We start from the raw sequence: 441 nt of genomic DNA on the forward strand, positions 1-441 counted from the left end.
GCATCCATCCCGCCGTACTGACCGAAACGGGCCTGGTGGCAGCCCTGGAGACGCTCGCCGCGCGGGCGCCGTGCCCGGTCGAGGTGACCGCGGGCACAGTTCCCGGCCTTCCGCCGCCGCTCGCGGCCACCCTGTACTTCGTCGCCGCGGAGGCCCTCACCAACGCCCTGAAGCCGAACACCTTCGTACAGATGGCCCCGGGCGGCTCCCAACTCCCCAACGGCGAACCCTCACCCGCCGGTGACGCGCTCGTCGTGGCCCCCAAGGCCGCCCGCGCCGGCGCCAAGGTGGTCGTACGGATGCCGGACTGGTACCCGAACTTCCCGTACAAGTGGGTCAGTTGGAGCGACTGGCTGTCCGCCGTGGACAAGCAGATCGCCTCGGTGAAGTCCTCCGGCGCCACGAACATCGCGGCTTACGAGCTGTGGAACGAGCCAGACT

General features: G+C 70.1%; 1 pseudogene. It reads left to right on the top strand.

Going from position 1 to position 441, the window contains the following annotated elements:
* Positions 1 to 2: 2 nt before the first annotated feature.
* Positions 3 to 441: pseudogene (locus tag IF54_RS0138980) on the top strand (hypothetical protein); the annotation flags it as partial.

It is taken from the genome of Streptomyces sp. NRRL B-3229, assembly GCF_000719505.1.
GTDB classification, from domain to species: Bacteria; Actinomycetota; Actinomycetes; order Streptomycetales; family Streptomycetaceae; genus Streptomyces; species Streptomyces griseorubiginosus.